The following is a 24,503-nucleotide window of genomic DNA, read 5'->3' as shown; positions in this document are numbered from 1 at the left end:
AAAACGCCCATCTCCCGGCGCCGGACCGTACCGAACGCGCCGCGTGTGAGGTCCTTGACCAGGTCCCCGTTCTTGAACGTCACGGTGGTCGTCACACCGGCCTCCAGTCGGTCGCCCGCTGATGCGGGTGGTTCCCGGTCTGGTCGCTCAGGCTCCGGGTCGTTACTTCGCTGTGCCGCGACCGGCTCCGGGCCGCCGCCAGAGCGCCGCACGTCTTGCAGCCCTTGATGGGCATGGGCTCCAACTCGACCGGTGTAGTCCTCGACGCCAGGGTGGCCCCCGTACACGCGCCGCCGGAAGGATGCCGTGAACGCGGTCCCATTCGTTTCCCCTCTCGCTGACCGGGTGTGACGCCTATCTAACGGTGCGCATCCACAGCGAAAGTGCACAGGAAGTGCACAACGCCCAGGGCCGGGGAATGCGAATCCTGAGACGATGGAGACCCACGACGCCGATCGGAAGCACAAGCATGGGTGCGATCATCGAAGTGCCGGGGCCCGGGGCCAACGTCGCCGTGCTCCGCAAGGAACGGGGCTGGGGGCAGGACCAGCTAGCCGCCAGGGCCGGAATCTCGAAGAGTCTCCTAGGGAAGATCGAACGCGGGGAACGCGCGCTCACACAGGGAGTCGCGGCAGCACTGGCCCAAGCCTTGGGCGTTGGCCTCGAAGTAGTCAACGGCAAAGTTCCCGTCCAGGCCGAAGACGAATCCAAACTCCGGGCGCTCAATAGCGCTATCAGGCGTTTCGACTTGGCGCACCCGCCCGAGATGGGCGAACCGGAGCTGCGTAGCCGCCTTGCCGAGATGGTCGTACTGCGAGGAAAGGCCAAACTCCGGGAAGTCCTGGCTGGGCTACCTGAATTGGTCTCAGCGGCGACGAACCATGCGCACGCGACAGGCACACCCGAAGCATGGGCCATGGTCGCGGAGGCGTACTCCACCGTGTATTGGCTCGCAGCTCGTCACCGATGGATGACACTTGCCGACTTGGCTGTGACAAAGCAGAAGCTCGCCGCACAGCAAGCCGATCCGCTTACTCTCGCCGTCGCCGCCCGTGACGAAGCAGGCGTACACCTGAACCACGGGGATTTCTCGGACGGCTTGGCAGTGGTTGACCGGGGCCTAGTGAGGGTGGAAAGCACGGCTGAAGACGGCCCCGGCAGAGCATATGCCCTCGGCATCCTCCACCTTCGTGGCCTTACGCTTGCGGGGCGGCTGGGAGATCGCCAAACCGCGGATCGCCATATTGCAAAGGCGTGGCGGCTTGCCGAGAATTTCAACCAGGATGTGAACCGTTTGGGTATCCACTTCGGTCCGCAGAATACTGCCGTGCATGTCATTGCAACATCCGCTGATCTCGATCGGCATGCAGACGCGTTCGCCACGATGGATGACCTAGAACGGATCGAGAGGGCGGGGAAACTGATTCTTCCCGCCACGCGAACAAGCCCTCTGCATATGAATCTGGCTCGGTCAAGCCTTGCTCTCAATGACCGGGAACGAGCCCTCGAAGAGTTGGAAAAGGCGTGGAAACTCGCACCTCAAATGGCGCGCGTACACCCGACCGCTCAAGAACTACTCCGCGTGCTCACCTCGAAGCACAAGCGCAGCAACCCGCGGCTTACCGCGCTGGCGAAACAAGCGCGCGTACGTTTCTGACCGCCCGAGTGAACGCTGGAAGCCCCGACGGATCTCCTCCCGTCGGAGCTTCCTGTTCCGCATGACCGGTTGTCGGCAACCGTTCGGCCGCGATGCGCGGCAAGCCGATGCCCCCTGCGTCTCGGCCGGTTGGCTCTTTGCCAAGGCGGTCCGGGTGAAGGCGGCGTACCGGTTGGGCGTCCCGGAGCGGCTGGGTGGGGCGGTCGCCCGGCGACGGCGTTGCCCGTCCGGTGGTACCCGGCCGCCGGGCGGAAGGCGGACGAGGTCCTCCGCGACCAGGGGACCTTCGGAGTCCGACGGGTGGTGGACGGGCTCAGCCGGGGTGTGGCGAAGGGGCCGTGCCCGTCACGACCGTCGCGTACCGCTCGTCGTCGGTCTCCACGCGCGGGGTCAGGCCGCGGGAGGCGAGGAGGCGGACCGCCTCGGCGGACTGGCGCTCGCTCGTCTCGAACAGCAGGACGCCCCCTGGGGCCAGCCAGCGCGCCGCCTCCGCCGCGACCCGGCGCAGTACGTCCTGTCCGGCGCTGCCGCGCACCGGACCGTGCCGCGGCGGCCCGCCGCGGCGCGGTCCGTGGCAGGGGCGGAGGCCCGCCGCGGCTTCTCGGCCCTTCGCGGTCTGCCGGACTCTTCGGGTCTGTCGCCCCCCACGCCTCCCTCGCGGTCTGCCGAGGCACCTCGCGGCCCGCCGTGGTCCCTGGTGGGCCGGACGGGTGACGCTCCGGGTGACGGGCGTCACCGGCCGTCGCTTACGGGTTACTTTGTGGCGTTCGCCCCTAGGGGCCGCCGTGCCGCGGTGCACCCGCGGCGCCCGGTCCCGGCGACTCTCCGCCGCGGGTGGCGGCTGCCGGCGCGGCGTACACAGTTCCGGACCACCGGAGGGTGCAGGAAGACATGACGACGACAGCGGACGGCGCGTCACGACCGAAGAGTCCACCCCCGACCGGAGCCCCGGGCGCGAGATCCGCCTCCGCCCCGGCCGACGGGACGGAGGAGGCGGCCCGCCGCGCGGTGCGGCGCGCCACGGACTGCTTGCTGTCGCGGCAGCATGCCGAGGGGTACTGGAAGGGCGTCACGGAGTCCGATGTCGCCTACGAGGCCCAGGAGCTCTTCCTCCGCCGGTTCTTGGGCATCGAGGACGAGCGTGTGACCGCGGCGACCGGCCGGTGGATCCGTTCCCGGCAGCGCGCGGACGGCACTTGGTCCCTCGTCCACGACGGCCCCGGCCGCCTGGGAACCACCATCCAGGCGTACGCGGCTCTCCGTCTCGTCGGGGACCGCCCGGACGAGGCGCACATGCTCCGGGCCGCTGCGTGGGTCCGGGAACAGGGGGGCGTCGCGGCCGGTGAACTGACGACCCACTTCTGGCTCGCCCTGTTCGGCTGGTGGCGCTGGGAAGACCTGCCCGAGATGCCGCCGGAGATCATCGCGTTGCCGACCTGGGCGCCCCTGAACCTCTACTCCTTCAACTCCTGGATCCGCCTGGTGCTCGTGCCGATGACGGTCATCAGCGCCCATCGACCCGTCAGACCGGCATCCTTCAGTCTCGATGAACTGTTCACCGTCGGCGGCCCTCCCGTCCGTACGGCGGTCCCGCCGCCGCTCGGTGGCCGGGAAGGCGTGTTCCGACGTCTGGACCGCGCCCTGCGCGTCTACCGCAAGGTCGCCCCCCGCCCGGTGCGCCGGGCGGCGGTGAACGCCTGCGTCCGCTGGATGCTCGAACGCCAGGAGTCGGATGGCAGCTGGAGTGGGTACAGCACGATGACCGTCTACGCGGCGCTCGCTCTACACCTGCACGGTTACGCGCTGGACCATCCGGTGCTCAAGGCGGCCCTCGGTTTCCTGGAGAGCAGCGCTGTCTGGTCCGGGGATGACACGCGGTTGATCGAGACGGTCCAGTCCCCGGTTTGGGACACCGCCCTGTCCACCACCGCGCTCGCCGACGCGGGGCTGCCCACGGACCACCCGGCGCTGATCAGGGCCGCGGACTGGCTGCTCACCCGGCAGACCACGCGATCCGGTGACTGGACCCTACAGCGGCCCGGCCTCGCTCCGGGCGGCTGGTCCTTCGAGTTCCACAACCAGTCGTATCCCGACAACGACGACACCTCCGAGGTGATCCTCGCGCTGCGCCGTGTCGCCCATCATGACCAGGACCGCGTCGGCGACGCGGTGAGCAGGGCGGCGCGGTGGACCTGCGGCATGCAGGGCAAGGACGGTGGGTGGGGTGCCTTCGAGGCCGACAGCACCAGCACGCTCGCCGGAGAACTTCCCTTTTTCGACATCGGTGAATACTGCGCCGACCCGCCGACCGCCGACGTCACCGCCCACGTGGTGGAGATGCTGTCCGCCCTGGGACGGCAGGACGACCCCCGTACCCGGCGAGGCGTCCGCTGGCTGCTCGACCACCAGGAGGACAGTGGTGCGTGGTTCGGCCGCTGGGGGATCAACCACCTCTACGGCACCGGCTGTGCCGTCCCGGCTCTCGTGGCCGCAGGCGTCCCGCTCGACGCCCCCGCTATCCGGCGTGCCGTCACCTGGCTGGTCTCCGTGCAGAACCCCGACGGGGGCTGGGGCGAGGACTGGCGCTCGTACGAGGATCCGGCGTACGCCGGAAGGGGCCCGTCCACACCGTCGCAGACGGCCTGGGCGCTGCTCGCGTTGCTGGCCGCAGGAGAGCGGGACGGCTCCGCGGTCCGGGCAGGGGTGGGATGGCTGATCGACGCGCAGACAGAGGACGGCTCCTGGGACGAGCCGCAGTTCACCGGCATGGGCGTCCCCGGAGCCCAGGCCCTGAACTACGGTTACTACCGCCACGTCTTCCCCCTCATGGCCCTGGGGCGCTACACCCAGCGGTGGAACATCGGAGTCGTCGCGGCCGGACCCGCGCCCAACCGACCCGGGCACTGACGGCGCCGCCCGCCGCAGCCCGTACGACGGTGACGGTCGGCGGCGGGCGGCCCTGTGTGGTGGTGCAGCTGACCGTGCGGGCGCATCGCGGCCCGATCAGCTGCGGGAAGGCCGACTGGATACCGGCGGGGAGGACCGTGTGACCGTCTCCGGCTCCCCGGGGAGCGGCGCCGTGGCGGCGGACGCGTTGTAGGAGCGAGTGCGGACCTGGAAGACGAGCAGGGCGAGGGCCCCGGTCGCGGCCGACCAGGCGAGTGGCGGCAGCAAGAGGTCCCAGGTACTGAGGGGGGTGAAGGCCGCGGTAAGCGCCGACTGGTTCGCGCCGTACAGCGGGAGGGCACCGCGGCCGGCGATGTCGACCACGTTGAGGGTCGGATTCTGTAGGCCAGTGTCGAGCAGGCTGAGCATGATGACGAGGAAGAAGCCCTCCAGCTCTCCTCGCACCAGCGAACCCAGCAGCAGGCCGATGCCGCCGTACGCGAGACCGGCGCCGAGGACGGCGAGGGCGAGGGGACCCGGCTGCCGTACGGGCAGCGACAGGCACAGCAGGACCGTGGTGTAGAGGGCCAGAAGGGCCGCGACGAGGGCGAGGGCGGCGACCTTCGCCAGCAGCATGTGGAGTCGGGGGTAACCGGCCAGTACCAGTCGGCGGTCCACCTCCCCGGCCTTGAACGTCTCCATGAACATCATGAATCCGCTGACCATCGTCACGGCACCGAGTGCATTGGTCACCTGGCCGACGTGGTTCACCTGTCCCATGGCCTGGGCGCCCGCGGAGTCCAGGGAGAAGCGCACCATCCGGTCCGCGGCGCACAGGTGTGTGACGGCGAGCCACACCGGGATGAACGCGACCGCCAGGAGCATGGCCGTCCGGTTGCGGACGTGGCCCAGCAGGGTGCAGCGCAGCATCTCGGTGAACGCCGTCGGGTGACGCCTCATCGGGTGAGCTCCTCGAGGTCGAGCCGGCCCTCGCGCAGGTGGCCGACCGCGTCGAAGTGGTGCAGGTCGTGCAGCAGGTGCGAGACCACGACGATCGACCGGCCCTCGTCGCGCAGCCGGGTGGCCAGGGCCCAGAAACGCTGGTGGGTGTCCCAGTCGAAGCCCTGGTACGGCTCGTCCAGCACCAGGAGCTGCGGGTCGTGCATCAGCGCGAGCAGCAGGTTCAGCTTCTGGCGCGTCCCCCCGCTGAGCTCTGCGGACCGCTGCCGCCCGCAGTCGGCGAACCCCAGGAGGTCCATCAGTTCGTGGGCGCGCTCCAGCGTCGGCAGCCGGTAGGCCACCTGGAACAGCCGCAGGTGCTGCCCGACGGTGAACGAGTCGTTCAGCACGGCTCGCTGCGGGCAGTACCCCACCGCCCCGCTCCGGACCACCGTGCCCCGGTCGGGCGCGAGCTGCCCCACGGCGATCTGGAGGAGCGTGCTCTTGCCCGCGCCGTTCTCGCCGACGATCCCGACCAGCGCCCCGGCGGGTACGTCGAGGTCGGCGCCGCGCAGGACCTGCCTGCGGCCGTACGCCTTCCACACGCCGCTGATCCGCAACCGCGGCCGCCGTTCCGTCGATTCCGGCTGCACGTCGTGCCTTTCCCGGTCAGCGAAGGGTGTAGAGGGAGGCGGCGAGGGCGAGGGTGTACCACTGCTCCACCAGCCGGTAGGTGTGCTGGTCGGCCAGTTGTCCGCGCCGCAGCACCACCCGTACCGCCAGCAGCAGGCTCAGCCCGCACAGCACGACGTCCGTGGCGACGATCCACCAGTGCGGGCCGGCGGGCGCCATCAGGAAGTGGTGGATGGCGACGGGGCCGACGGCGAAGCCGACGCACAGGAAGATCCGGGTGTTCCGCTCGCCGAAGACCAGCGGCATGGTGGAGCGGCCGACCGCGCGGTCGCCGGTGATGTCGCGGAGGTCCTGGACGGACATGAGGAGGGTGACGGTGACCATCAGGGTCACGATCCAGCGCCAGGCGTCCGGGGTGAGGGGGGCGGCGATCTCCCAGGCCGCCGCGAGCTGCGCGACGACCCCGATCCCGGCGTAGAGGTTCCTGCCCAGCCAGTGGCGGCCCCACCCGCACTCGTGTTGGAGCACCGAGAGGAGCTGCCACATCAGGGCCCACTCCAGCACGCCCAGGCAGTAGCCGTAGACGGGGAAGAGGACGCGGACGGCGATCAGGCGCGTCCGGGCGCCCCGGATGCTGCACCGGCCACTGACCAGCGGCCGGAGGGGCTTGTTGACGCGGTCCTCCTCGACGCCGACGAGCTGGTTGGCCAGGGTGTGCTCGTAGACGAAGAACCAGAAGTACAGCACGCCCGAGGCGACGGTCACCGCGGCCTCGCCCAGGGGCATCCGCACGTGCACGACGGCCGCCAGGACGAAGCAGGTGGCCGGGAAGACGGTGGTCCAGCGGTCGGAGCGGATGAAGAGCCAGCTCAGGTGGATCTCCCGCCGGACGGCCTGCCACACCGTCCTGCGCGTGCTCGTCGTCATCGTCGTCATCGCTCGACCCCGTACTCCCTGGCTCTCCGGTTCTCCGGTTCTCCGGTCTTCTCCGGTTCTCCGGCCCCCTGGCTTCCTGGATTCCCGGCTTCCTGCGCGGGCGGGTGCGTGTCCGTCCGCCCCCGTGCTCACGCCGTTCGGCGCACGGCCGCCTCCGCCACGTTCACCAGCGTGCGGACCACGTCGGCGGGGAAGGGCGCCGAGGCCAGGGCGCTCAGGGCCTGCTGGTACCTCTCCTCGATCATCTGCTCGACCGCGGACCGGGCCCCGGTGTCGGTGAGGATGTCGCGTACTTCGGCCGCTTCCGGCTCCCCCAGGCGGGGGTTGCCGATCAGCGCGCGCAGCCGGCCCGCCTGGGCGGGCGAGGCGGTGCGCATGGCGTGGGCGACGAGGCTGGTGCACTTCCCCTCGCGCAGGTCGTCCAGGTGCGACTTGCCCATCCGGTCCGGGTCCCCGAAGACCCCGAGGACGTCGTCCCGGAGCTGGAACGCCTCCCCGAGGGGGACGCCGTAGGCGCTGCACGCGTCCATGACCCGCTGCCCGGCGCCGGCCAGCGCGGCTCCGACCTGCAAGGGGCGCTCGACCGTGTACTTGGCGGTCTTGTAGCGGACGACGGTCAGCGCCGTCTCGATGTCCACCCCGAGGTCACCGGTGGTCAGGAGGTCCAGGTGCTGCCCGGCGATCAGCTCGCTGCGGGCGAGGTCGACGCAGCGCAGCACGGCGACCCGGTGGGCCTCGGGCATGGGCGTCGTGTGCAGGAGTTCGTCGGACCAGACGAGGGCGAGGTCGCCCACCAGGATGGCGCCGCTGATCCCGAACTGCTCCGCCATCGACGGCAGGTGGTGGTGGTCGGCCAGCCGCCGGTGAACGGTGGGCTGCCCGCGGCGGCTGCGGGCGCCGTCCATGATGTCGTCGTGGATCAGGGCGCAGGCGTGCGCCAGTTCGATGGAGGCGGCCAGCCTGACGGCCTGCGCGGGGTCCTCCCCGCCGCCCGCCGCACGCCATCCGGCGACGCAGAGCAACGGGCGGACCCGCTTTCCCGCGTTGAGGAAATCGCGCAGCAGCATGGCCAGCGCCGCCTGACGGGGCACGGAAGCGGTGTCCGCCTTTTCCGTCAGGAATTCACACAAGAGGTCGTCGATGGCCGCGCGGGGGGCGAAGAAGTCGGACCCGACCGTCAGTGTTTCAGCAATCATAAAATCGCATCCCTGGATTGGCGGCTTACCTGCTCACCTTCGGAATTCGGCGGCACATGCCGTCGGCGGCGATGCCGCGGACGGTGTGGTCAGCCCCGGGAAGTGCTATGAGATGGCCGAGGGCGACGCATTTCCCCTGTTCGCCCAGCAGCAAGCGGACATCTTCCAGAAAAGCCGATGTCCCGGGCCTTTTCCATGACCTCGGAAGGGCGTGCGGAAGTGCGGACAGGGGCGCTTTCACTCCCGAATGCGCCGGTACGCCCCCGTGTTTCCGGGCCGTTTGCGCCGGGCGTGTATTCGGCCCTTTGCGGCGGCTCGCGCCGTGCCTTCGCGAAACCGGGGCGGGCGCTTCCCGGTGACGTCGGGTCCGCCCGCCCCGGCCCCGCCGCCGGACGCCTCACACGGCGCGGCGGACGCCGGGACGGGACCGGGGACGGACGCCGGGACGGACGCCGGGGCGGGTGCCGGGGCAGGACCCGGCACGGGCACCGGGGAGGTGTCTCACACCGCGCGGTGCAGCAGGAACGCCAGCAGCGCGTCGAGGTCGCGGGCGGCCCCGGGGGCGAGCGGCACGCCGCGCAGGGAGCGGCGGGCGGCGTCCAGGTGCCGCCGCGCCTCGTCCAGGGCGGCGTCGCGCCCGCCGGCCCGCTCGACCAGCTCGGCGGCGCGGGCGGCGGTGCGGTCGTCGAGGGGCCCGGCCGGGCCGGACGCGTCGAGCAGGGCGGCCAGTTCGCGGGCGGCTCGTGTGCCGGCGGCGAGGGCCGCCAGGACCGGGTACGTCTTCTTCCGCCGCCGCAGGTCGCCGTGGACGGGCTTGCCGGTCGCCGCCGGGTCGCCCCAGATCCCCAGCAGGTCGTCGACCACCTGGAACGCCACGCCCAGGTGCCGGCCGGCCCGGTCCAGGGCGGTGACCGTCGCGTCGGGCGCCCCGCCGAGCAGCGCCCCGAGGGCGGCCGCGCAACCGAGGAGGGCGCCGGTCTTGTGCTCGGCCATCATCCGGTACGCGTCGGGCCGCACCGCGCCGGGGCCCGTCCAGGGGCGGTCCTCGAAGCACAGGTCCTCCGCCTGGCCGCGCACGAGGTCGGTGAGCGTCCCGCTCAGGCGCCGCAGGGCCGGGCCGGTGTGCGCGCCGGGCACCTCCGCGAGGGACTGCACGGCGAGCGCGAACAGGGCGTCACCGGCGAGGACGGCCGGGCCGGTGCCGTACGCCTTCCACACCGTCTCGCGCTGTCGGCGCACGGCGTCGCCGTCCATGATGTCGTCGTGGAGCAGCGAGAACGCGTGGACCAGCTCCACGGCCACCGCGCCCGCCACGGCGACCCGCCCGTCGGCGCCGACCGCCTCGGCGCCCAGCACGGCGAGGGCCTGCCGGACGCCCTTCCCCTCGGAGGCGCCCGGCTCGGGCGTACCGGTCACGTCGCTCCAGCCGAGGGAGAACGCGGCCATCTCCCCGGTCCACGGGTGCAGCCGTCCGACGGCCCCGGTGAGCGCGGGCCGTACGAGTGCCCGGCAGCGCAGGAGGAGGGCGGCGGCGTCGGCGTGCGCGCCGGTGGCCACGTCCGTACCGGAGCCCCCGGGCAGGGCGCCCGCGCCCGTCACCACCGGAGGAGCCGGGAGGGCCGTAGGAGCGGGAGGAGCCGGGAGGGCCGTAGGAGCGGGAGGGGCCGGGAGGGCCGTAGGAGCCGGTGAAGCCGGGAGGGCTGCGGGAGTTGGAAGGGCAGCGGAAGCCGGTGAAGCCGGTGAAGCCGGGGGAGTCGCGGGAGTCGGGAGGGCCGGTGAAGCCGGGGTCGGGCTCATCGCCGCGTCCCCCCTTCCCCGCCGGCCGGCAACGGCCCCACGCCCAACTCGGCGGCGGCCTTCTCCACCATGTCGCGGGAGTGGCGCAACCCGATCCGGTCCAGGGCGCCGCGCAGCTCCGCCAGTTCGGCGGCCGTCTCGGCGGTGTCGCGGCCCAGCCGGGCGCGGGACTTGGCGAGGCCCAGCCGGGACAGCGCCGTACCGCGCGGCTCGTCCATGGCGCGGAACTCCTCCAGCGCCCGCGCGTACGTGTCGCGCGCCTCCTCGTACCGCCCCGCCCGGTACAGGACGTTGCCGCGCATCTTGTGGTTGTAGGCCAGGGCGCTCGACAGCCCCATGTCGCGGCACACGGCCTCGGCCTCCGACAGCAGCCGCAGCGCCCGCTCCGCGTCCCCGTCCCGTACGGACACCACGTCGGCGATCCCGCGCAGCGCCCACGCCCAGCCGCGCCGGTCGTCGGCCCGCCCGGCGGTCTCGGCGGCCTCCTCGAACAGGGCCAGCGCCGTGTCGTACGAGCCGGTGTTGCGGTGCATCTGGGCGATGCCCTCCAGCGCCCACACCGTGTGGCGGGCCTCGCCGCGCCGCCGGGCCTCGGCGAGGAGCTGCTCGTGGAGCTCGCCGACGGCCTGGTAGTCGCCTTGTATCCGCCCGGTCTCGGCGAGCCCCGCGAGGGAGTACCCGCGCACGACGACGTCCCCGCCGCGCTCGCCCAGCTCGGCCGCGAGCCGCAGCAGCCGGTACGCGAGGGCGAGGGCGCCGCGCTGCCGGGCGAGGGTGCCGCCGCTCCACAGGGCCCACGCCATGGCGCCCGCGTCCCCGGCGTCCCGGGCGGCCCGGTAACTGGCCTTCCACGCCCGGTCGGCGTCCTCGACGCGCCCGAGCCGCCGGTACGCCTCCGCGACCGCGAGCCCGCACCGCGCCGCCTCCCGGCGTTCCCCGGCGGCCTCGGCGGCCCGCAGCTCCCGGACGCCGCGCTCCAGGACCTCGGTCAGCGACGAGTTCACCGACAGCGACCCGAGGGCCCCCTGGTACTCGGGCGCGAACGCCTTCCCCCGCACCGCCGAACCCGCCGTCTCCACTGTCTGACTCACTGTCACTTCCGTTCGCCGGTCCAGTTCTCACCGGTCAAGACGGTATGGGCGAACAAAGGTTCCACGAGTCCGCCCATGTGTGGGCAGCGCGTCATACCTGAGTGCTACGGCACCACGCGGCGTCATCACCGAGACGTACGGGAGCGGACGACGGCCCCTGACGGTGCGCCACTGAGCCGGGGGTCAACCGCCGGGGCTCCGGTCGAGACGACGGTGTGACGCACCGGGCCCGTCACCCGTACGCCGGGGGACGGGCCGCCGGGGTGCGTCCCGTCACGGCCGGACGCCCGGGATGCCCGGGGCCCGCGCAGCCGGGGCGCCGGGCCGACCCAGGGGCCAGCCGACCTGGGGGCCAGCCGACCCAGGGGCCAGCCGACCCAGGGACCAGCCGGCCTGGGGGCCAACTGGTTCGCGAGTCCGACCGGTCCGGCGCTGGTGTGCGGGTCCGGGGGTGCCGTGCGGGTCCGGGGTTCAGCCGGTCCGGGGGGCGCCGGACCGTCAGCCGGTCCGGCGGTGGTACGTCGGGTGGCTCAGGACCGCGCCGCCGCCCTCCTGCACGGCCTCCACGGCCGCCTGGTGCAGCGCGCGGCTCTCCTCCTCGGAGTGGCACGGCACGGGGCTGCCGCTCATCGTGTACCAGTCGGAACCGCCGCTGTACTGGACCGCGACGTCCGCCTCGGTGCCGTACCAGGTGGTGTGCACGCTCAGGTTCCCCGTGAGCACTCCCAGTTCGACGGTACGGACACCGCCCGTCCCCGCGAAGACGTTGACCGTCGTCCATGATGCCCAGCCGGTCATGGCCGCACCCCTTTCGCCGTACCGCGTGCCCGCCGGAGGAACGGTGGCGCTGGTCAGAGGTGTGATGCGAGGCTTGTCCAGCGCTTCCCGGGAAAAGTTCGGAGAGCGTTCGCCGGTCCTAGCAACCACCATGCGCTCGGTGCCCGGGCCACGTCGACCGGAGCGGCGCGCAGCTCGCGGCGACCCCGGGCCGGAAGCCCCGTGGCCCCCGAAAAGGCCCCCCACCGGCCCCGCCCGGGACGAGCCGACCGCCGAGGAGGCACCCCGCCCGTGGCGCGAAGCCACCCCGGGAGACGCCGACGACCGGCCCGGACCCGCCCCCGGCGCGGAGCTCCCTGGGACCCCGGTCACCCGCCCGGCGGCTCTCCGCCGAGGGCCACCGCGAGGCCCTGGCGCGGAGCCCCCCGGGCCCCGGCCACCCGCCCCGCCGGGCCGTCTCCCTCTCCCGTCGAGCCGTTCCCGTCCGTCGTCGGGTCATTCCCGTCCGTCGTCAGGTCTTTCCCATCCGCTGTCGAGCCACCCCTGGCCGCCCTGTACGGGCCATCCGGGGAGGAGCCGCCCGCCTCGGGTGCGAAGCCGCTCCGGGAGACGCCGGCCCCGCCGGGGCCCGCCCCGGCGCGTACTCCGCTTCGACGCGGAGCCCCCTGGAACCCCAGCCGCCCACCCCGGCCGGGCCGCCTCCGTCTCCCGTCGAGCCGACCCCGCTCGCCGCCGACCCTTTCCCGCTCGCCGCCAAGCCTTTCCCGACCGCCGTCGAGCCGACCCTGCCCACCATCGAGCCGCCACCGTTCCCGCCTGCCGCCGCCGAACCCTCCCCGTCCACCGCCGAGCCGTCACTGCTCCCGTCTGCCGCAGCCGAACTGCCCGCCACCCCCGCCGGGCCGTCCCCGTCCGCCGCCGCCGGGCCGTCCCTGCCCGTCGTCCGGTCACCCACCGACATCGCTCCCGCCCCGCCCCGGCCGCCGTCCTCGGTGGCTGGGGGCCGGGACCGGTCCGTTCCTCGGTGCCGGCCTCGGGTGGCCGCGCCCCGGTCACACGACCCGCCGGGCCGCCCGGTGCGACCCCGCTGTTCTTCCGACGGCCCCGTCGAACACCCGGTTCACCGGACCCCCCGCCGGCCGTGGTCCGACCCCCTCGCGTCGCTCGCCGTCCCGTCCCACCCCGCTCAGCGACCGGCCGCCCGGCGAACTGTGCCGCCCGCCGTACGGAGCGCGCCCCGGCGACGGGCGCGCCGGCACGGCCGTCCCCGCCTCCAGTCGCCGGCGGCGCGTATATCCCGCGGAAACCAGGGGACCCGGGAGCCAGGGACACGTAGCCGCGAGCGATGAGGATGGGTGTACGCGTATGACGACCCGCCATGTGACGCGAACGCGAGCACGAGCGAGCCGGATCGGTGTCCGCTCCGCGGACGAGGTCGAGTCGGCGTACCGGGCCCTCGCCGCCGGAGCCACCCGGGGCTCGGCGCGACGGGACCCCGCCGACGGACCGGCGCGGGCACCGGACCGCGAAGCGTCGCGGGACGCCGAGCGGAAGCCCGTACGGGAAGGACGGCCCGAACCCTCCGGCGCGGTGTCCGAGGGCGCCGCCGACGCCTACCGGTGGGCGCTGGCCCGCGAGGAGCACGGGCCGGTCACGGGGGTGCCCACGCACGAGGTGCCGGACCTGTGGCGACTGACCGCCGAGGCGGACGCCGCCGCGGTGCTGCTCGACGACCCGGCGTGCCCGCCGGAGAACCGTGCGTACGTACGGGGGGTGCACGACGCGTTGGCGTGGCTCTGCGGACAGAGCGACGAGCACGCCGTGTGACCGGTGAGGGCCGCCCGCCCGGAGAGGTCCCCGTTCGGAGGGGCCCGCGTCCGGGGAGGCCCCCGTTCGGAGAGGCCCCGTACGGTGCGGGCGCGCCGCGGCCTCCCGGCCTCCGGGCGCCCCGTGCCCCGCGTCACCCGGCTCGGCCCGCACGCCAAACCGTCCGGTCACCGGGCTCGGCTTCGTACGCCCAGCCGTCGGACCCGCCCAACCCGCCCAGCTCGGGCCACCCGCCCGGTCACCCAACTCGGTCGGCCCACCCGGCCCGGCCCGCACGCCCGGCCCGTCAGGCCACCGGGCCCGTCAGGCCACCGGGCCCGTCAGGCCACCGGGCCTGCCCGGCCACCGGGCCTGCCCGGCCACCGGGCTCGGTCAGCCCGCCAGGCCGCCGGGTTCGCCGGGTTCGCCCGGTCCGGTCCGCGGCCGTGCCTGCCGGTTCCGCAGCTCCTCGTTGAGCCGCTGGGCCTCCTCCAGCTGGTCCTCCAGGATGATGATCCGGCAGGCCGCCTCGATGGGGGTGCCCTGGTCGACGAGTTCGCGGGCCCGTGCGGCGATCCGCAGCTGGTAGCGCGAGTACCGGCGGTGGCCGCCCTCCGACCTCAACGGGGTGATCAGCCGCGCATCGCCGAGCGCGCGGAGGAAGGCCGGCGTGGTGCCGATCAGCTCCGCGGCGCGGCCCATGGTGTAGGCCGGGTAGTCGTCGTCGTCGAGGTTGTCGGCGGGGTTGCGCCGCGCTCCTGGAGCCATGCGCGCCTTTCGTCCTGGGCGTCCGGGCGAGGCCGGCCGCACGGACGGCCACGCACCCCGCGCGGGAACCGTAGCCGCCACGAGTGACGAATGTCTATTCCGGCCGCTGCAGATTCCCGCCGGGCGGGGCAGCACATTTACTCCGGCGGGAAAACTCCCCGCCCGAATTCCGTGCGGATGCGAAATCCGCGTGCTAGTGTCGTAGCCAGTTGCAGTTGTGGTTCCCAGAGCTTCAAAGTGCCCCCTCGCCCCACGGCGGAGGAGCACTTTTGTGTGGCCGGTTCTCTTGATCCGGCGCGGGGCAATCATCGCGGCGACGCGAGGCTCGCACAGTGCGGGTCCAGAAATTCCCCGTGAGGAGAATAGATCATGGCTACTGGCGTAGTGAAGTGGTTCAACGCGGAAAAGGGCTTCGGCTTCATCCAGCAGGACGGTGGCGGCGCGGACGTGTTCGCCCACTACTCGAACATCGCGACCAACGGTTTCCGCGAGCTGCAGGAAGGCCAGAAGGTCACCTTCGACGTGACGCAGGGCCAGAAGGGCCCGCAGGCGGAGAACATCGTCCCCGCCTGACGACGAGGCGTTTCGACGCCGCCGGGGCCCGCACCTTGGGGTGCGGGCCTCGCGCCGTTCCCCGGCGCCGCCCGCCGAGTCCGGCGCGGCGTGCCGCCGCCCGGCTGAATCGAGGGCCGTGAATTCCTCGATATCGTATTGAGGAATATTCCCATGGCCCGTACGTCCCGCTCTCGGGGCTATTACTCGGGGACGCGCCAGGCTGCCGCCGCGCCGGCCCGCCGAGCGAAGAGCAACCAGCCCGAGAACGCGTCCAAGCCCGCGACCGCGAAGTCGCCCAAGGCCGGTTCCCGGACACAGTCCCGCCGCCGCGCCACCCCGCCGCCGCCCGGTGATTTCACCCTTCCGGTGACGCACACCCCGCCGCTGCCGCCCGTCGAGGCGTTCGCGGACCTCGGCCTTCCCCCCGCGCTGCTGCGCGCGCTGGAGGCCGAAGGGGTGACGGTGCCGTTCCCCATCCAGGCGGCGACCCTCCCGAACTCCCTCGCGGGCCGCGACGTGCTGGGCCGGGGCCGTACCGGCTCCGGAAAGACCCTCGCGTTCGGTCTCGCCGTACTCGCCCGCCTCGCCGGGACCCGCGCCGAGCCGCGCCGGCCGCTCGCCGTCGTCCTCGTCCCCACGCGGGAGCTGGCGCAGCAGGTGACCGACGCCCTCGCCCCGTACGCCCGCGCCCTCGGGCTGCGGCAGGCCACGGTCGTCGGCGGCGTGTCGATCGGCCGCCAGACCGCCGCCCTGCGCGCCGGAGTGGACGTGCTGGTCGCGACCCCCGGCCGGCTGCGGGACCTCGTCACGCGCGGCGACTGCATCCTCGACGACGTCGGCATCACCGTCCTCGACGAGGCGGACCAGATGACCGACATGGGATTCCTGCCGCAGATCACCGGTCTGCTGGAGCTGACCAGGCCCGACGGGCAGCGGCTGCTGTTCTCGGCCACCCTGGACCGGAACGTCGACTCCCTCGTACGGCGCTACCTCCACGACCCGGTCGTCCACTCCGTGGATCCGACGGGGGGCGTGGTGACGTCGATGGAGCACCACGTCCTGCACGTCCACGACGCCGACAAGAACGCCACGGCCACGGAGATCGCCGCCCGCGACGGCCGCGTGATCATGTTCCTGGACACCAAGCACGCGGTGGACCGGTTCACCAAGCACCTCCTCAAGAGCGGCGTACGGGCCTCCGCGCTGCACGGGGGCAAGTCGCAGCCGCAGCGGACGCGGACGCTGGCCCAGTTCAAGGAGGGCCACGTCACGGTGCTCGTCGCGACGAACGTCGCCGCGCGCGGCATCCACGTCGACGACCTCGACCTCGTCGTGAACGTCGACCCGCCCGGCGACCACAAGGACTACCTGCACCGCGGCGGCCGCACGGCCCGCGCGGGCGAGTCCGGCAGCGTCGTCACGCTCGTCCTGTCGCACCAGCGGCGTGACGTGGACCACCTGATGAGCCACGCGGGCATCCGCCCGAAGACGACGGCGGTACGGTCCGGCGACGCCGAGCTGACCCGCATCACCGGGGCCCGCACGCCGTCGGGGATACCGGTCACGATCACGCCCCCCACACCCCCGGCCCAGGCGGCCGGCAGGCCGGGCTCCCCGGCCCGTCGCCGCCGGACCGGAACGCGCCGCCCGCGCCGCGCGCCGCGCCAGCAGTGACGCCCCGCCGCACCGCGGTGCGTCCGTCCCACCGCCCTGACCCTGTGAGGCAACCATGCGCTGTGTGATCGCCCGCTTCCCGTTCGACTTCGTGACGAGCGAGGTGGAGGCGCTGATGGCGAACGTCCGCCCGGAACCGGCGGTCGGACCGTGCGCGGTCATCGGCCGCCACACGTACCCGGTCAAGCAGGTCGGCGAGGTCATCACCCGCCAGGACCGCCGCGACTTCACCGCCCTGGAGGTGACCAGGGCGCTGCGCCGCCTCGGCTTCACCTGCGTGACCCCGGCCCCCGCCCCGGCCCAGGCCCCCGCCCCGGTCACCGACCTGCTGGGCTGAACCGCCCGGTCCTCGTGGACGCCAACCGCCCGGCCGAGCCGGGCGGTTGGCGTCTTTCAGTCGTCTCTCACTCGTCTTTCAGTCGTCGGTGTAGCTGAAGTCGCCCACCGTCCAGGCGCTCACGTCCGCGATGGCCACGCGGTACATGCCGCCCGTCTCCGGGATGCCGAGCGTGCCCTGGAGGATCCTCGCCACGTGGAAGTGCAGGTGCGTCGGGGACCCGTCACCGGGTGGGCGCGAGCCCTCCTCGGCGGACGCGAACACCCCCGCGAACCCGCTCAGCCGTTCCGAGTCCCGCAGGACCTCCGCCACCCGCTCCCGCCACGCGGCCTCGGGAGCGAGCCGTCCCGTGATGACCGCACCGTTGACCACGACGGTGAGCGACATCTGATTGGACTGCTGCGATTCGACGGTGGCCGCGACATCCACGAGCAGTGCATCAGGCTTCGTCATGCTCTGAACTTACAAGTTGGAGCGCCCGAGTGGGGCGTTCGGGCCCACGTCGCTTCCCGTGGGGTCCGCCACGTCAGGGTTCGTCCCGCCGGGGAGCGTCCTGCGGACGCCGTTCGTCGGGCGCCGACTCGCTGCTCTCCAGCCAGGACCGCGCCGGTCCGGCCGGCCGCGTCGTGTCGACCCTCAGGTGCAGCAGCGTCCCGCCCTCCGGCCCGGCGGGGTAGCTGCGCTGTTCCGTGGAGGCGAAGCAGCGGCGCACCACCTCCGCCACCCTGCGGGCCACCTCGGGCGTCGCCGCGACGACCCGCACGTCGGCGTGGCCCGCGGAGGGCAGTTCGGTGTCGTCGTGCACGGCGACCTCCTCGGTACGGTGGTACGGCGGGTGGTACGGACTTCGGGGACGCGGAGGGCGGGGACGGGCACAGCCGGCCGCCGTCCCGGCGTACGGCCCCCGGACGGTTGTGCGTTCCGGTGAACCGTCCGCGCCGCCCGCGGCACTCCTTCCCGCAGATTACCCGCTCCACCCCCGACCGCCGCCCCGCCGGGCCTCTCCGCCGGGTCGCCGCCCGGTCGCCCGGTCGCCCCGCCGCCCGTCACCGGCGACTCGCCCGCGCCGATCCGCCCCCACAGGGCCTCCGGCTCCACGCCCCACGCACCTCGACGGTCCCGCCGCCCCGCCGGGCCTCTCGGAGCCGTACTTCCGGTTCCACGTACGGGGGCGGCGCCCCTGTAGGCCCCCACTGCCGCGGTCGGGCCTCTCCTCGCGTGCGCGGCCCCCTCCGCGCGTTCGGGCGGAGGGGGCCGGAGGAGCCGGGCCGGGCCGGGCGCTGCCGGTGCTCCTCCGCCGGGTCCGTGGCGGGGCCGGAGTCGCGCGCGGTGCCCCCGGTGCCCGCGTCGTACGCGGCGGGGAGCCGCCCGCGCCACCCCGCCACCCTGCCGCCTCGTTCACCCCGTCCGCGTCGTTCGCCTCGTTCGCCTCGTTCGCCTCGTTCGCGTCCGGGCTGTGCGGCCCGCCGCGGGGGAGGGACGAGCGGCTGCCGTCGACCGTCATCGGCCGCCGCCGTCACCGGCAAGGAGCCGTCACCGGGCGGTGGGTGCCGTTCAGGTAGTGGTCGCCGATGGAGCGCAGGCGGTGGGTGGTGGAGCGGTGGGCCGTCAGGACGCGGGCGTTGCGCCAGAAGCGGTCCAGGCCGGGTGCGTCGGCGAGTTCCAGGACGCGCGCGGTGATGTGCAGGGCGGACCGGGCCGTGACGGTCTCCGCCGTGGCGACGAGGGCGGCGATGTCGGCGGTGGCGTCCGCGTCGAGGTCCGGGCCCGCGTCGAGGGCGTTCGCCGTGGCGTCCGTGGCCCGTTCGACGACGGCGGCGGCCGTGTGGGCGGCGGACGCCAGCTCCCCGTACGCGAGGAGGAGGTCGGGGTCCCCGCCCGGTAACCCGGCCCGCCGCGCCGTCCTGTCGGCGTCCCGCGCCTCGGCCAGCGCGCCCTCCACGATGCCGAGCCCGACGTGGCAGAGCGCCAGCCGCAGCACGGAGGGCGCGAGCGCCGTGAACGGCGGGGCCGACTCCTCGTCCGGCGGACGGCGGCCGACGAGCCGGGCGGGCGGGACCGTCACCCGGTCGAAGACGACGGTGCCCGCCCCGGCGACGCGCTGCCCCAGCCGGTCGCCGGCCGCCTCCACCGCGACCCCGCGACTGCCGGGCGTCACCCGTACGACCAGGACGTCCCCGGTCACGGCGCACACCGCGTCCACGAGGAGCTGGTCGGCGACCGCGACCGCCGTGGGTACGTCCCGGCTGCCGTTGAGGACGTGGCCGGTGCCGCCCAGCGGCGTCAGCGTCAGGTCGGGCCGGCCCCCCTCCTCGGGGCCGGCGGCGTACCGGAGGGCGCCGGCCCAGAGCCACCGACACCGCGCGGAGTCCTGTTCGAGCGTGTCGGCGCGGTCGGGCGGCCCGTAGAGGCGGGCGCTCCAGGAGAGGGCGTAGTGGTGGGCGAGGAGTTCGCCGACGGAGCTGTCGGCGGTGGCGACCTCGCGGATGACGGCGCACCCGGTGCGCCAGTCGGTGCCGTACCCGGCGCCCGGCGGCACGAGGGCCGCCGGGAGTCCGGCCTCGCGCAGCCGCGCAGCCTCGTCGGCGGGCGGCCTGCCGGCCCGGTCGCGGGGTATGGCGTCGGCGGCGAGGTCGTCCGCGAGGTCGCGGGCGGTGCGGAGGAGGGCGGCGGGGCCGGTGGCGGTGTCGGCGGGCGGCATGGGCGTCATCGGCGACAGGCCGGGGCGGAGGGGGCGGTGGAGTGCTGGGGCGTGGTGACGCGCTGCATGGGGGGTGCTCCGGGGTTGGGGTGGGGGGTTGGGCGAGGGTCGGTGGGTTCCTGCGGGGAAGCGGCCCGGAGAGGAGCGGTGGGGAGGTACGGGCGGTGCGGGGTGCCGGGCCCCGCCGTCATCGCGACGCCCGCGCCGTACGCACCGTCTCCCGCGCCCCCTGCCCCGGTCCTCGGGCCGCCCGTACGGCTCAGGCCGTCGTGGCCGCGTCCGGCGAACGGTCCTCGGGCGCACCGGACCCGGCGCCCGCTCCCGCCGCACCGGCCGGTACCGGCACGGCCCCCGTCCCGGTCTCCGGCGCCGGGTCGGCGGCCGGCGCCGCAGCCGACGCCGCGGCCCGCCGGTGCTCCCGGAACGAGTAGGCCAACGCGCCCGCCCACACCGCGTAGACGATCCCGTAGACCGTCCACTGGGCGGCGTCGCCCGCGCCCACCCAGTCGCTGCGCAGCAGTGTCCGGATGTTGGTCAGGACGATGAGACCGCCGACCGCCGAGCCGAGGAGCCGCGGCGGCACGTGCCGCACCAGCCACGCGGCGATCGGCGCGGCGACGAGTCCGCCGACCAGCAGCGCGCCCGCCCACGTGTAGTCGACGCCCTCGGAGCCGAGGCCCACCAGGAAGCCGAGGCTCGCGGCGACCGCGACCAGGAACTCGCTCGTGTCGATCGACCCGATGACCTTGCGCGGCTCCAGCCGTCCGCTGGCCAGGATCGCCGGGGTGCCGACCGGCCCCCAGCCGCCGCCACCGGTCGCGTCCAGGAACCCGGCGACGACGCCGAGCGGCGACAGGAACCGCTTGCGCAGCGGCTTGCCCAGGTTGCCGGTGGGCAGGCCCAGGAAGGTGAAGCGGCCCAGTACGTACACGCCGAGACCCAGCAGGAGCAGCGCCATCACGGGCTTCGCGACGTCCGTCGACAGGCTGGACAGGAACGTCGCACCGGCGAACGCGCCCACCGCGCCCGGGATGCCGATCTTGGCGACGACCCGCCAGTCGACGTTCCCGAACCGCCAGTGCGCCACACCGGACGCGAGCGTCGTGCCGATCTCCGCGAGGTGCACGGTCGCGGAGGCGGCCGCCGGGTTCGTCCCGAAGGCCAGCAGCAGGGTGGTGGAGGTGACGCCGTAGGCCATGCCGAGGCTCCCGTCCACGAGTTGGGCACCGAGCCCGGCCAATGCCAGCAGGATCAACGTCTTCACGGCCACACCTCACGAATCCCTAGTTTCCCCATCGGGTAGGTAGGGATATTGGGTGCGCGCCGGCCACCTCGGCAAGCACGTTCTCAATGGGTGGACGTTTTCGTCTCGGATTACGAGAAGACGCAGCTCAGAGGGGGTGCGCTCGTGTCTCAGGGATTGGACCAGGCGGCCGGGTCGTCGGCCAAGGCCCCCACGAACTCCGGCAGGTGACCCGACGCCACGTCCGCCAGCGACACCCCTTCCAGGATCCGCCGCACGTTCGCGCGCAGGGCGACCCACAAGGGCAGCAGCGACTCGGCCGGGCCGCCGTACGACAGCTCGGGCGGCCGGACGCCGCGCACGGAGACCAGCGGGCCGTCCACCGCGCGCACCACGTCCGCGACGCTGATGTCCTCCGGCGCCCGGGCCAACCGGTAACCGCCGTACACCCCGCGCTGACTGGCGACGAGGCCGCCGCGCCGCATGTCGTTCAGGATGCCTTCGAGGAACTTGTGCGGGATGTCCTGCGCCTCCGCGATCGCCTCGGCCTTCAGCGGCCCGTCCTGCTCGGCGGCGAGCAGCAGCGCCGCCCGTACCGCATAGTCCGCCCTGGCCGAGATCCGCATGGGCTCATTATCCCGTACGGGTCCGGACGCGCCTGACGAGATTTCCTACGCATTCAGTAGGGAAGTGTTGACGGCGGGGCGCGGCGGGCGCAGGATGGTCGCCATGTCGTCCTCGACGCAGCAGCCGTTCGTACGCCGCAGGCATGTCGACCTCCGTCGCGTGGCCAGCGCCATCTGCCCCTGCGCGTAGGACTTCCGCGGCACCGCCGCCCGCCGGAGACCGGGCCCCGCTGAGCGCCCCGGAGCACACGGACGCCCGTACGACACCGCCGGCCGCCACCCGCTCCCGGCCGCCCTCCGTCCCCGGCCACCCGCGTACGCACGCCCCCGGCACCGCCCCCGTGGCACGCGCCCCCACGCCCGCCCGTCCGCGGGCGGTCCGTACGCACGCCCTCGTCACCGCGCACCGCCGCGCCCTCCGCCCGCCCGCCCATGCCCGCCCGAAGGGACCACCATGACCACCGCCCTCCCCGCCCCCGCCCCCACGTCGGCCCCGGCCGCGGCCCCGAGGCTCCGCCTGGTGGGCGACCGTCCGGTCCGACCCCACGTCGGCTACCTGGTGTTCCTGCCGGACGGCGTCGACCCCGTGCAACTGCTGACGGCCCATGGCGTGCGCCCCGAGATCCACCCCCTCGCCTCCCGCACACCCCCGGCACCCGCCCCCACGCCGCCCTCGCCCCCTCCCGTACAGGAGGGCGGCGTCCTGATCGACCAGGAGCGCCACGTCGTCGAGGTCGATGGGCGCGAACTGGACCTCACGTACCTGGAGTTCAGCCTCCTCGCGCACCTCGTGGCGAACCCGCACATGGTCCACTCGCGCGAGTCCCTGATGGCGCGGATCTGGGGCTACGGGCACATCGGCGACGGCCGTACCGTCGACGTCCACGTGGCGAGGATCCGCCGCAAGCTCGGCGCCCCGTACCGGGACCGCATCGTCACCGTGCGGCGGGTGGGCTACAAGTACGTGCCGTAGACGCCGCGTTCCGCCCGCGGTTCCGTCGCCCCGCTGTGGACGGCGTGCCCCCGCCGTGCCCTCGCCGTGGACGCCGTGCCCCCGCCGTCCCCGCCGCCCTGCTGTGGACGCCGTGCCCTCGCCGTCCCGGCCGCCCTGCTGTGGACGCCGTGCCCCCGCCGTGGACGGCGGGGGCGCGTCCCGGGCCGGGAGCCGGCGCCCACGGGGGGCCGGCCCCGGCGCGGGCGGGGAGCTGGCCCCGGTACGGGGAGCCGGCCCCGGCACAGGGAACCGGTCCCGGCGCGGGCGGGCGGCCCCGGTACGGGTCGCGGGGCTACCGCTTCACGGTGCCCTGCTCGGTCAGTACCCCCGCGCCGACCGTCCCGGCCAGCTCGCCCGGCAGACCGGCCGCCGAGGTCTGGAGCCCGGCCGTCAGCGTCGGCGTCCAGGAGACGGACGTCTTCAGCTTCTTCGAGGAGGAGGCCGCGTTGTAGGCGGCGACGACGTCCGTCACCGCGCCGTTCACGACGTTCCCCCGCCCGGCGACGGCACCCGTGCCGTCACCGCTCAACAACTGCGACACCTTGCGGTCGGACGACAGGGTCCAGGCGTTGTGCTCGGCGACGACCTGGGCCTTGGCGCGCGCGTTGACGCTGTAGCTGTGCGCGTAGCCGTTGGTCTTCGTCGTGTCGTAGTGGTTGTTGTAGAGGTGGATCTGGCCGAGGCGGGCCAGCGGCGCCCGCTGCGTGATGCCCTTCCACACGTTGTGGTGGAGGGTGACCCGCAGCTTGCCGACGCTGTCGGTGTCGCTGCTGCCGATCAGCATCGTCTTGTCGTGGTTGCTGAACAGGTTCCGCTCGACGGTCACCAGGTCGGACCCGTTGGTGATGTCGAGGGCCCCGTCGTGCACCTGGTACTTCCGCCCGAAGTACGTCTTGAGGGCGCTGTCGTACAGCGGGGCGTCCGTGAACGTGTTGTGGTCGGCCCACACGTGCGTCGCGCCGCGCAGGGTGACGGAGTCGTACGCCGAGTTCCACTCGCCCTTCGAGCCGTCCGTCGGGTCCCACTGGGGGAAACAGTCCTCGGTGGCGCTGAAGGCGAGGTTGCGGATGATGACGTTGTCCGCGTTCTGCACCGCCACGCTGCCGCCCTTGATCCCGGCGCCGGTGCCGGGCACGCCGACGAGGGTGGTGTTCGACGGGACGCGGAACACGATGTTCTTCGCCTGCTTGGCCGCCGCGGCCTTCCGCGCGTCCTCCTGCGCGCCGGACGGCTTCTTCGACCGGCCCCACACGGCAGGGTCGTACGCCTTCAGGTACGCGGACAGCGAGTAGCCGGTCCCGGCCGCGTAGTCGTCGCAGCTGTTGCCGCCGTTTGCGTCGATCAGGCCCTTGACGCGGACGATCCTCGGTGCGGTGTCGGAACCGGAACCGAGTGCCTTCGCCAGTTCGGCGCGGTTCGAGACCGTGTACACGCGCGCCGCGTCGGCCTTCGAGCCACCGGTCGTACCGGAACCGGAGGCCGCCCAGCCGTCGTTGGCGGGCAGCGTCTGGTACGCCAGGTCGACGGCCGCGCTCGCGCTCGTCACGAACGGGACGGCGCCGAGCCCGGCGGCCACCACGGCCGCCGCGGAGAACAACGCCGTACGCCGCCGGCGCGACGACCGGCGATGGGTGGGGGATGCCACAGATGAGTCCTTACGAGTTCGGGGACGCCCCATCGGCCGAGGCGTCCACCCCGTGGTGGCCACCACCCCCGAAAAGGGTTGCCCCACCACCGAAACCACTTCCCCCGACCACCCCCGGGGTCCCGGGGAAGGTCCCCGGCCCGGCCCGCCCGCCAGCAGCGTCTCTGATCCGTCCCGCAAAGCGACTGTGCTGTTGAAAAGAAGAGGAAACAGGAAACTTCCGTGCACCCCGGCGAAACGCC

22 protein-coding genes and 1 pseudogene are annotated in these 24,503 nt (G+C 73.6%); 8 read left to right on the top strand and 15 right to left on the bottom strand.

The features are described 5' to 3' along the window. Positions 1-469 precede the first annotated feature (469 nt). Positions 470-1,657 (top strand): helix-turn-helix domain-containing protein, encoded by a 1,188-nt coding sequence (locus AC07D6_RS31495; RefSeq protein WP_479050092.1) that lies wholly within the window; start codon positions 470-472, stop codon positions 1,655-1,657. A gap of 313 nt (positions 1,658-1,970) precedes the next feature. On the opposite strand, the pseudogene AC07D6_RS31490 reads toward AC07D6_RS31495, so the two are convergent. Continuing rightward, positions 1,971-2,186, bottom strand: a pseudogene (locus tag AC07D6_RS31490) (putative protein N(5)-glutamine methyltransferase); the annotation flags it as partial. A gap of 362 nt (positions 2,187-2,548) precedes the next feature. Between AC07D6_RS31490 and shc the strand changes: the two are divergent. Continuing rightward, positions 2,549-4,564 (top strand): squalene--hopene cyclase, encoded by a 2,016-nt coding sequence (shc, locus tag AC07D6_RS31485; protein ID WP_479050090.1) that lies wholly within the window; start codon positions 2,549-2,551, stop codon positions 4,562-4,564. A gap of 96 nt (positions 4,565-4,660) precedes the next feature. Here shc and AC07D6_RS31480 read toward each other — a convergent pair whose 3' ends face one another. From AC07D6_RS31480 to AC07D6_RS31450, 7 genes are all read right to left on the bottom strand, one after another. Beyond that, positions 4,661-5,503, bottom strand: coding sequence for a hypothetical protein (locus AC07D6_RS31480; protein WP_479050088.1), 843 nt, complete (start codon positions 5,501-5,503; stop codon positions 4,661-4,663). Next, entirely contained in the window at positions 5,500-6,135 is a 636-nt protein-coding gene (locus AC07D6_RS31475; RefSeq protein WP_479050086.1) for an ABC transporter ATP-binding protein, read from the bottom strand. The genes AC07D6_RS31480 and AC07D6_RS31475 overlap by 4 nt, the downstream gene beginning before the upstream one ends. A 16-nt stretch (positions 6,136-6,151) precedes the next feature. Beyond that, positions 6,152-7,051 (bottom strand): UbiA family prenyltransferase, encoded by a 900-nt coding sequence (locus tag AC07D6_RS31470; RefSeq protein WP_479050084.1) that lies wholly within the window; start codon positions 7,049-7,051, stop codon positions 6,152-6,154. A 128-nt stretch (positions 7,052-7,179) separates the two neighbouring features. Next, positions 7,180-8,247: a polyprenyl synthetase family protein gene (locus tag AC07D6_RS31465; protein WP_479050082.1), complete on the bottom strand. Its 1,068-nt coding sequence runs from the start codon at positions 8,245-8,247 to the stop codon at positions 7,180-7,182. Between the two features lie 501 nt (positions 8,248-8,748). After that, positions 8,749-9,846: a polyprenyl synthetase family protein gene (locus AC07D6_RS31460; RefSeq protein ID WP_479050080.1), complete on the bottom strand. Its 1,098-nt coding sequence runs from the start codon at positions 9,844-9,846 to the stop codon at positions 8,749-8,751. A gap of 194 nt (positions 9,847-10,040) precedes the next feature. Further along, on the bottom strand, positions 10,041-11,135 hold the full coding sequence (locus tag AC07D6_RS31455; RefSeq protein ID WP_479050078.1) for a tetratricopeptide repeat protein: 1,095 nt from the start codon (positions 11,133-11,135) through the stop codon (positions 10,041-10,043). Positions 11,136-11,633: 498 nt separating this feature from the next. Further along, positions 11,634-11,933, bottom strand: a complete 300-nt coding sequence (locus tag AC07D6_RS31450; protein WP_315877676.1) for a hypothetical protein — start codon at positions 11,931-11,933, stop codon at positions 11,634-11,636. A gap of 1,344 nt (positions 11,934-13,277) precedes the next feature. Between AC07D6_RS31450 and AC07D6_RS31445 the strand changes: the two genes are divergently transcribed. After that, on the top strand, positions 13,278-13,739 hold the full coding sequence (locus AC07D6_RS31445) for a hypothetical protein (RefSeq protein WP_479050075.1): 462 nt from the start codon (positions 13,278-13,280) through the stop codon (positions 13,737-13,739). Between the two features lie 372 nt (positions 13,740-14,111). Here the strand turns inward: AC07D6_RS31445 and AC07D6_RS31440 are convergent, their stop codons facing one another. Continuing rightward, positions 14,112-14,486, bottom strand: coding sequence for a MerR family transcriptional regulator (locus AC07D6_RS31440; RefSeq protein ID WP_479050073.1), 375 nt, complete (start codon positions 14,484-14,486; stop codon positions 14,112-14,114). A 369-nt stretch (positions 14,487-14,855) separates the two neighbouring features. Here AC07D6_RS31440 and AC07D6_RS31435 point away from each other — a divergent pair, with 369 nt between their 5' ends. The 3 genes from AC07D6_RS31435 (at position 14,856) to AC07D6_RS31425 (ending at position 17,052) form a co-directional block, all read left to right on the top strand. After that, complete coding sequence (locus AC07D6_RS31435) at positions 14,856-15,059, top strand: cold-shock protein (protein WP_250335557.1); 204 nt, start codon at positions 14,856-14,858, stop codon at positions 15,057-15,059. A 153-nt stretch (positions 15,060-15,212) separates the two neighbouring features. Then, positions 15,213-16,715 carry a DEAD/DEAH box helicase gene (locus AC07D6_RS31430; RefSeq protein WP_315877673.1) on the top strand — a complete coding sequence of 501 codons (1,503 nt, stop codon included), beginning with the start codon at positions 15,213-15,215 and terminating at the stop codon, positions 16,713-16,715. Positions 16,716-16,770: 55 nt separating this feature from the next. After that, entirely contained in the window at positions 16,771-17,052 is a 282-nt protein-coding gene (locus AC07D6_RS31425; RefSeq protein ID WP_315877672.1) for an SCO5918 family protein, read from the top strand. A 78-nt stretch (positions 17,053-17,130) separates the two neighbouring features. Here the strand turns inward: AC07D6_RS31425 and AC07D6_RS31420 are convergent, their stop codons facing one another. The 5 genes from AC07D6_RS31420 to AC07D6_RS31400 all read right to left on the bottom strand — a co-directional run bounded on the left by AC07D6_RS31420 (position 17,131) and on the right by AC07D6_RS31400 (position 21,622). After that, positions 17,131-17,505 carry a hypothetical protein gene (locus AC07D6_RS31420; RefSeq protein WP_315877671.1) on the bottom strand — a complete coding sequence of 125 codons (375 nt, stop codon included), beginning with the start codon at positions 17,503-17,505 and terminating at the stop codon, positions 17,131-17,133. Between the two features lie 73 nt (positions 17,506-17,578). After that, positions 17,579-17,857, bottom strand: coding sequence for a hypothetical protein (locus AC07D6_RS31415; RefSeq protein WP_479050070.1), 279 nt, complete (start codon positions 17,855-17,857; stop codon positions 17,579-17,581). Positions 17,858-18,568: 711 nt separating this feature from the next. After that, entirely contained in the window at positions 18,569-19,753 is a 1,185-nt protein-coding gene (locus tag AC07D6_RS31410) for an acyl-CoA dehydrogenase family protein (protein ID WP_479050068.1), read from the bottom strand. Between the two features lie 259 nt (positions 19,754-20,012). Next, on the bottom strand, positions 20,013-21,017 hold the full coding sequence (locus AC07D6_RS31405; protein WP_479050066.1) for a sulfite exporter TauE/SafE family protein: 1,005 nt from the start codon (positions 21,015-21,017) through the stop codon (positions 20,013-20,015). A 149-nt stretch (positions 21,018-21,166) separates the two neighbouring features. Continuing rightward, positions 21,167-21,622, bottom strand: a complete 456-nt coding sequence (locus AC07D6_RS31400) for an RrF2 family transcriptional regulator (RefSeq protein ID WP_315877667.1) — start codon at positions 21,620-21,622, stop codon at positions 21,167-21,169. Between AC07D6_RS31400 and AC07D6_RS31395 the strand changes: the two genes are divergently transcribed. After that, a complete protein-coding gene (locus AC07D6_RS31395; RefSeq protein WP_479050063.1) occupies positions 21,621-21,812 on the top strand; it encodes a putative leader peptide in 192 nt (63 codons plus the stop codon). The two genes, AC07D6_RS31400 and AC07D6_RS31395, sit on opposite strands and share 2 nt — an antisense overlap. Before the next feature lie 264 nt (positions 21,813-22,076). Further along, a complete protein-coding gene (locus AC07D6_RS31390) occupies positions 22,077-22,595 on the top strand; it encodes a winged helix-turn-helix domain-containing protein (protein ID WP_479050061.1) in 519 nt (172 codons plus the stop codon). A gap of 313 nt (positions 22,596-22,908) precedes the next feature. On the opposite strand, the gene AC07D6_RS31385 is transcribed toward AC07D6_RS31390, so the two are convergent. After that, positions 22,909-24,294 carry a pectate lyase family protein gene (locus AC07D6_RS31385; RefSeq protein WP_479050059.1) on the bottom strand — a complete coding sequence of 462 codons (1,386 nt, stop codon included), beginning with the start codon at positions 24,292-24,294 and terminating at the stop codon, positions 22,909-22,911. Between the last annotated feature and the right edge of the window lie 209 nt (positions 24,295-24,503).

This window comes from Streptomyces sp. NPDC045287 (genome assembly GCF_056432325.1).
The sequence above is the reverse complement of the archived record's forward strand: the minus strand, read 5'-3'. Positions and strand labels throughout refer to the sequence as shown.